Annotated in this window: 8 protein-coding genes; 5 read left to right on the plus strand and 3 right to left on the minus strand. The window is 35.7% G+C overall.

Annotated features, from left to right (window positions below):
- The first annotated feature begins 71 nt into the window (after window positions 1-71).
- The 4 genes from DWY93_RS16975 (at window position 72) to DWY93_RS13930 (ending at window position 3,712) form a co-directional block, all read left to right on the plus strand.
- Window positions 72-296: a hypothetical protein gene (locus tag DWY93_RS16975; RefSeq protein ID WP_147324212.1), complete on the plus strand. Its 225-nt coding sequence runs from the start codon at window positions 72-74 to the stop codon at window positions 294-296.
- A 74-nt stretch (window positions 297-370) separates the two neighbouring features.
- Complete coding sequence (locus DWY93_RS13920) at window positions 371-1,267, plus strand: CPBP family intramembrane glutamic endopeptidase (RefSeq protein ID WP_181968556.1); 897 nt, start codon at window positions 371-373, stop codon at window positions 1,265-1,267.
- Between the two features lie 16 nt (window positions 1,268-1,283).
- The gene (locus DWY93_RS13925) at window positions 1,284-2,558 is read left to right on the plus strand and encodes a lanthionine synthetase LanC family protein (protein ID WP_117470318.1); all 1,275 of its coding nucleotides are present in this window, start codon (window positions 1,284-1,286) and stop codon (window positions 2,556-2,558) included.
- Window positions 2,555-3,712 carry an ABC transporter ATP-binding protein gene (locus tag DWY93_RS13930; protein WP_117472496.1) on the plus strand — a complete coding sequence of 386 codons (1,158 nt, stop codon included), beginning with the start codon at window positions 2,555-2,557 and terminating at the stop codon, window positions 3,710-3,712. The genes DWY93_RS13925 and DWY93_RS13930 overlap by 4 nt, the downstream gene beginning before the upstream one ends.
- Before the next feature lie 125 nt (window positions 3,713-3,837).
- Here the strand turns inward: DWY93_RS13930 and DWY93_RS13940 are convergent, their stop codons facing one another.
- The 3 genes from DWY93_RS13940 to DWY93_RS13950 all read right to left on the minus strand — a co-directional run bounded on the left by DWY93_RS13940 (window position 3,838) and on the right by DWY93_RS13950 (window position 6,374).
- Complete coding sequence (locus DWY93_RS13940; protein ID WP_003127058.1) at window positions 3,838-5,031, minus strand: tyrosine-type recombinase/integrase; 1,194 nt, start codon at window positions 5,029-5,031, stop codon at window positions 3,838-3,840.
- 78 nt (window positions 5,032-5,109) lie between these two features.
- Window positions 5,110-5,313, minus strand: a complete 204-nt coding sequence (locus DWY93_RS13945) for an excisionase (protein ID WP_002610247.1) — start codon at window positions 5,311-5,313, stop codon at window positions 5,110-5,112.
- A complete protein-coding gene (locus tag DWY93_RS13950; protein ID WP_173816749.1) occupies window positions 5,313-6,374 on the minus strand; it encodes a replication initiation factor domain-containing protein in 1,062 nt (353 codons plus the stop codon). Before DWY93_RS13950 ends, DWY93_RS13945 begins: the two co-directional genes overlap by 1 nt.
- 486 nt (window positions 6,375-6,860) lie before the next feature.
- On the opposite strand from DWY93_RS13950, the gene DWY93_RS13955 reads away from it, so the two are divergent.
- Window positions 6,861-7,496 (plus strand): helix-turn-helix transcriptional regulator, encoded by a 636-nt coding sequence (locus DWY93_RS13955; protein WP_005946876.1) that lies wholly within the window; start codon window positions 6,861-6,863, stop codon window positions 7,494-7,496.
- Window positions 7,497-7,503 lie beyond the last annotated feature (7 nt).

Raw genomic sequence — 7,503 nt, forward strand, 5'->3', positions numbered from 1 at the left:
GAATATAAATTTTTACTGACAACTACCTTGACAATCAGCGCAAGAAGCAAATTAAAACTAGGAGGATAATTATGGGACATTTTGATGATTTTGATTTAGATATTATTCAGGTAGATTCAACAGCAGAGAATGAAACAAAGGGAGTTACTTCAGGATTTTGGTGCTCCTATATTACAGGAAAGTTTGTAGATTCATTATTTGAATCCTGTGCAACCTGTGCAGCTAATCCACTTTCTTGTGATTGCTCAGCATCTGATATGACGGCGTGCAGAGGTAATGGCTTGGCACGTTGTTAAGAGATTGTGATTAAAATGTATTAAATAAATGAGTTTACTTCTTGCAACTTTTTTATATGGAGAATATATGCACGATGGACGAACAAAGGAAATGTGAATTAAAAATAATTGCCGGCAAAATAGGATGGATCTTATTGATTGCGTATTTGGGTTCGCTAATACTTTTGCGAATAATGCCGATTGTTGCTGAAAATATGGCTTTTTATATATTTTGGGCTGGTATCGTATGGATGGGAATGAAAAAATGGGGAAGGTTGTCTTTGCTGGATACATGTTATTCTAAAAACAAATATGAATTATCCGTATTGGAAAAAGGTTTATTAACGGCATTTGTAATATTTTTATCCCATGTTTTTTGTGCATTCTTTTTGTTTTTGTATGCAAAAGTATTTCAAGACATCGTAATGATGAATGATAAAAGTTTACACAGTGGTTTAGATATTTTCACAGGTGTAATACTGGGACCTCTGGTAGAGGAATGGATTTTTCGGGGAATTCTATGGTCTAAGCTGAAGTCTTATGGGGAGGGATTTGCAATTTTAGCAACAACTATACTGTTTGCTATAATGCATGGTCAGGGGTTATTATTAATATTTCTTTTGATTGGTTTTTTTTCAGGTGTTTTGGTCTGCCTCACAGGAAATTTATGGTATGCTATTACTTTTCATGTTATTCATAATCTGGAGATTTTCTTGTGGGAAAATAAATTGTTTTCCTTTTCAATGAATATGGTTTTAACCATGTTATTAAATGCAGGACTCTTTTTAATGCTTTTAATCCTGCTATTGCTCTGTAGTAAGAAGAATATACTTTTACATTTGTATTATTGTAAAAAGAAATTATTAGAAAAAATTATTTCTGAAAAAAGTAGATTAGTAGTTTTTTTTAATACAGCTGGAATTATGTCATTTGTTTTTTATTTTGGAGTTTCATGGCTGATATCGTTGGTTTCTTTTGGACTAAATTTATAAAGGTAGGTGTTATTTCATGAAAGGTAGTGAGTCGCAGAAATGGTCTGTCAACTTTATTGATGGCTATTTTGAGTATATTTTGAGTTTATATAAAAAAGAGGAATTATCACCCAAATGCTATATGGATTTGCTTATTATTATTTCGGATGCAATAGATTATCTAAAGGATCCTGTTTGGGAAGAAGTTGGTTATTCTATATGTAAAAAAATAAAGGAAGAAATTGAAAGAGATGGAATAAATCCATATCGGATAGGTATGTTTGGCAGTCTTGGACGTCAGGCCTTTGCAGTAGATTTATATAATAAAAATACAGGTAATCTGAAAAAATTTTCTTTAAGTTTAAATGATTTGTTGATTAAAATTGCATCAAAGCGAGCTCAAATGTTGTTGGAAGAAAAACCAAGTACATATGCATCGCATTATGATTGCATAGGGGGAATATCTGGTATATTATCGTATCTCGTAGATACTGAAATTGGTAAGAAACAGGAAGAATTGTTATTTCCTTTGGTTAGATATTTAACATCTCTGACGGATAAGTATCAATACAAAAAAGAGCAGGTTTTGAGATTCCATATTCCAAAGGCAAATTTATATACGGATTTTGAAAGAAAATTATATCCAAACGGACACTTGAATTTCAGTTTATCACATGGGATGTTAGGTCCACTTATCGCTTTGGGAAAAGCGAAAAGAAACGGGATAGAGCTTAAGGGAATGAATGAAGCAATAAATACTATTCAAGAATTATATAACAGATATGAGACAATGCAAAATCAAAAAGTTGTCTGGCCATGTTACATTTCACCGAGGGAATATTATTACAATTTAAAACCAAAATATGCCTCGCTTTTAAAAATACAACGTTCTAGTTGGTGTTATGGGAATGTGTCGGTTGCGCGTGGCTTGCAATTAGTAGCACGATATTGTAATGATTATTTGAACGAACAAAAATATAAATCTTATTTAACTGATATCATAGATGCGCCTACAACTAGTTATCACTTGGATAATCCAGGATTGTGTCATGGTTATGCCAGTATGCTGGCAATTGGTAGTTATTTCTATTCTGAAAATAAGTCAAATAGATTAAATGCACCTATAGATAGATGCGTCTTAGAGTCTAAAAATATTTTTTATGAAAATGGATTAAAAAGCACATCTGAGATTATTGATCAGTATTTTGAAGCGGATGTTTCGCTTTTACAAGGAGCTGGTGGTTTTGTAGCGGGATTATTAGAATTTATATTACATGATAGGGATTTTGGTAGACTTTTAATGATAAAATGACGAAAGTAGATTTTTATATGCAAAAAAAAAATGGTTTAATTAGTTCATTGCGTTTTTTTAAAAAAGCTATTCAGTTGATTGGATCTTTAAGTAGATGCTATGTCTGGGTGCAATTATTTTTAACAATTGTTTTGAATGTCAGCCCTGTTCTTTCTTTGTTGATTATGCAAATGATTCTTAATGCATTACAGTTAGCCTTTGTTGATATTATGCATATTATAAAGTTGATATTAATATATGTTTTTTTAGATCTAATACAAAGCTTTATTCAGGCATTGGCAAATTTGTATACATCAAAAGTAGAACTAAATTTTAATTTGTGGTTGAAAAAGAAACTATTATTAAAAACAGCATCGCTTTCTGTACAAGATTTTGAAGCTAGTGAGACGTATGATTTGATTCGTCGAGCTCAATATGCTGAAAATGGTTCTATTATATATTTTGTTAATACTAGCATTCAGATAATAGGAGTTTTGATTTCGTCCCTATCGTATTTGCTTATTTTGTTTACATTGGACATTAAACTTTTGCCCTGTGTTTTGTTTGTCCCAATTATTAAATATATTATTTCAGTGAAAATTAATAATAAAAGGTTTGCCCTTGTTTATAACAGAGCACCAGATGAGCGAAAACAGTGGTATTGGAGTTTTTTGCTAACTAATGGAGTTGCTGTAAAAGAATTGAAACTAAATAATTTAGCAGATTTTTTTGTTTCAGAATTTGAAAAACTGACAAATATATTTAATAACCAGGATTACAATCTTTCAAAAAAAAGCATCATTCAAATGCTTATATTTACGCTTATTGAACAAATAATAGATGGTTGCATTTTTTTATATATTATTTTGCGGGGAATTGGAGGGGAGATTTTAATTGGAAGTGTTGTAACGTATACTCGTTCAATTATTCAGGCCAAGTCCAGTGTGAAAAATATTTTATCCAAATACGCAGAGGTAAAAAGACATGAGCTAAATATTTCTCAGATATATCAGCTGTTGGATTTAACGGAAGAAGAAACTACCAATAGTGGTATCAAAATTACATCCCTTGAATCAATAGAAATTAACAATTTGTCTTATCGATATAAATGCAGTAAAAAATATGTTCTAAAAAATTATATATGTCTTTTTGACTATCTTTTTATATCTTCTTAAATGTCCGCAAAGCCTTATTTTATAGGCTCTACGGGCATTTTGCTTTTGTGGTAAACCTCGCATATCTAGGTCTATCTTCTTATATTTTCGCTATCAAGCGTGGTTAAAATCGTGGTAAATACTTCTTATGCAATTAGACGCTGAACCTCTGATTTTGCGGTATCTATGGACGCATGAGCGTACCAGTTCATTGTGATACTGATATTTGAATGCCCCATGATATACTGTAAATCTTTCGGGTTCATGTTCTTGCTTGCCAGCCTTGTGCAGAATGTATGGCGTAGCGTATGCGGTGTGATATGTGGCAAGGGATTGTCCTTGTGGTGCTTGTTGTATTTCTTTATCATACGGACAAATAAGGCGTTGTAATCAATCGCAACTTTGGGCTTGCCTTTATGATTGACAAATAGGAAATTGCTCCGTCCGTCTATCACAAATGGTTCTGCCTTTGGGTGTTTCTTCATAACCCGTTGAAATGCCTGTATTGTTTCTCTGCTTAATGGCACTTGCCTTATTCCGCTCTTTGTCTTAGGCGTTTCAATATAATAACCCTGTTCCTTGCTCTTTAGTAACTGGTGGTCGATAACCACAACCTCATGGATAAAATCAACGTCCATGATTGTCAGTCCGCACAGTTCCGAGATACGAAGTCCTGTCTTTAACAGTATCAGCACATCATCATAATACTTGTGATACACATTGTCCGTCTTGATGAATGAGAGTAGGGCTTGTTCCTGTTCCTCTGTCAATGCGACTTTCTCTTTGGTATCATTTTCTAGGACTTCACTTAACTTGAAATCAAAAGGGTTTTTCCTTACACAATCGTCTTGTATGGCGATATAGAATGACGCTTTTAACGAGCGTTTATGGTTGTTAATGGTGTTATAGGAAAAGCCTTTGTCTTTCATGCGTAATGCCCATTCCTTAGCGTCAGAGGGTTTTATCGTATCAATGCTCCTAGCACCTAACTTGTCCTCTTTCAATAACCGCATGAGCTGTTCCCGTTGTTTCTGTGTGCTTTTCTTCACGTTTGCCCTCTGTGTGTTCTGTTTAGCGTAGAGTTGGCAAAGCGTCATTTTCTTGCCTGTGCTGTCGATACCGTCCTCAATATCCCGTCTTATCTGCTGTTCCAGTTCACGAAGTGAGGGTTTTTCCCGTTTTCCCTTTGGTGTCGGGTCTGTGGGTGTCAATCTCCAAGCATACACATATTTTGTGTTTCCAAATGCGTCCACATATTTATATAAGTATTTTCCGTCTGTTCGTTGGCTCTCTCCAGTATGCAGGATACGTTCTTTGCTATCCCGTCTTTTTTCTTTCATGGTGTCTGCTCCTTTCCTTGTTGGAAAGAGCCTTGATATGACTTGTGTTCATCATAACACATACAAGGCTCATTTGCATTAGATTGCGTCCAATTTATCAATGACCTTTTCAAACTGTCGGCGTTTAATCTGTATGCGGTTGCCATTCATAATGAGCCAGCCAGCGTCCTTGTTTTCCTCTGCCAATCGTCTTAACTTGTTTTCTCCGATACGGAAATATTTTGACGCTTCTTCAATGGTAAGGGTGTACTTTTCCCATACAGGAATATCGTTGTTATTCATTAGATACCCCCTTTCCCTTGTTTTGTGTCATACTGGATATAGGGGATAAGGTCGGTGCGGTTTATCCTCTGTAAGTGGGCGGTTAGTTTGCTGGAAAGGGAATTACTGTATCTTGCCTTATCAAGCATAGTTCCCACTTTTTCCAGTCCACCTAATGCGTCATGTTCTTCTAAGAAGTAAAAACTTTTGACAGCGGAAATCACGCCACCCTCTGTGAGCCATTGCTGTGTTTCTTCAAGAGAATTATGTAGTTTCGGTACTTGCACTTTCAAGACTTCCACAGCCCCTAAAAAGCGTTCCCAAAACCGACACGTTTTCCATCTGCTCTTATTACTTTCATTTCTGTTTGGCACGACAAAGCGTAGGTTGTTTGCCAATAGCCCGAAAGCCAGTTCCCCAAGTTCCAGCGGTCTGTCTTTGAATGTCATGGCAAAAGCATGAGCCTTATCATCACGCAGTTGCATTTCTGTCCGTTTCCAACTGCCAACTTCATCAAGTGTCTTATTATGTTTTGAACAGACTTCCTTATCTTTATCATAAAAGCGGTAGGACAATCCCGATTTACCAGCACCGATATAAACAGTCTTTGCGGTGTCGAAATCATCAAACTTGCTTTCGTCAAAGTGGTAGCCCTCACTATTAGAAATAAATTCCTCTTTTTCGCATTTCTTCTTTATCTGCTCTATGGTAAAGAATGGCTTTTCGTTCTTATCATCAATGGCAATATCAAGTCTTGTAAAATGGAAGTTATCCAGTCCGTATCTTCGCTCACAACGTCGGAACATATCTCCAAAGGTACAATTCCTACTATCGAGAATACGGAAAATATCATCACAACCTCTGCCAGTCATAACAAGATAACAGCCTAGCCCCTGTGGGTTGTCCTCTGTCTTTCTTGCGTCCCCCGATACATAAATATCTCCAATCTGCCAGCGTGCTTGATAAGTCTTGAATTTTATCGTTGCTGGATAAACATTGAAAATGTCAGTCGGTAAACCTAAAATGTGCATGATTACATCTTCAGCGGTTGCAGTATCAAATACAATGCTGATGTAATCAATCTTAACGGATAAATTTTTGTGTGTAGTTATAGTGCATTACTCCTTTCGTACTTCCCGTTTTTTTGCGGGGTAAAAATCGTGTTTTGTCCTTTATTTATCACAGTTTCTAGGTACTATGACATGTATGCGCAGGGCGGTGTTACATATACGCCCTCTGCGAACGCCTTTAGGCGTTCCTTTTCCAAAAGGAACTGTCTGTCCGAACACGTCTGGGGGACGTGCCCCGTCCAGCCAGCCCCTTTTGGAAACCACTATTTTCGGTCTGATAGTCCATGCTTATTCATGCTATCAAAGTGAAAATGTATCTTCTCTATGCTTACTCAAGCGTGTGATTGACCTTATCGTGCTTAATCACTCTATCTGATACGATAATAACGCCATTAGAATTACTTGTCAAGAAGTTTTTGTTGACTTTTAGATGTAGATTAAGTATGATATGCTTATAAATACCAAGAAAAGCAACGAAAGGAGCGGTTATACTAAGTTATGGAGCATTACGAAAAGAAAATCAGTTTCTTAGGAGAGAACATACAGACCATAAGAAAACACAGAGGAATGAAACAACAGGAACTTGCGGATAAAATCGGTATCAATATGCAGAGCCTTTCCAAGATTGAACGAGGTGTGAATTTTCCTACCTTCGATACATTAGAAAAGATAATGGACGTGCTGGGTGTAATGCCCAATGAATTATTATCGGGAGAATGGAAGTATGTTAATCAATCCGAAAAGGAAGTCTGCCAGTTTTTAAGAATTGAAGAACGATTAAATGCAGAACTAAAACATGGACATTATGACAACTTCTTTGACAGCGAGGAAGAATGGCTGGAATATGAGTTGGAAAAGTTACGGGAATATATTACCGACTACATCAACGGGAAAAGTATTGTAGCGTCCGACCTTTATCCAATCAAAGAATTTATCCAGCATTTGAAGTTTCAAAAACTGTTAGACCGCTATGATGATTTATACAGCATGGATATGTTCGGGGAAAGCATAGAGGGACATAAATATAGGACACCTTATCAAGTCGTAAAAATGATAAACCCCAATTCAAAAGAAGATATGGAATTATTACGGGAAGTATTGAAAAATAACCATTTTGATGATGAGGACGAATAACTTTTTC

Source organism: Clostridium sp. AF28-12 (assembly GCF_003435225.1).
Lineage (GTDB): Bacteria > Bacillota > Clostridia > Lachnospirales > Lachnospiraceae > Pilosibacter > Pilosibacter fragilis.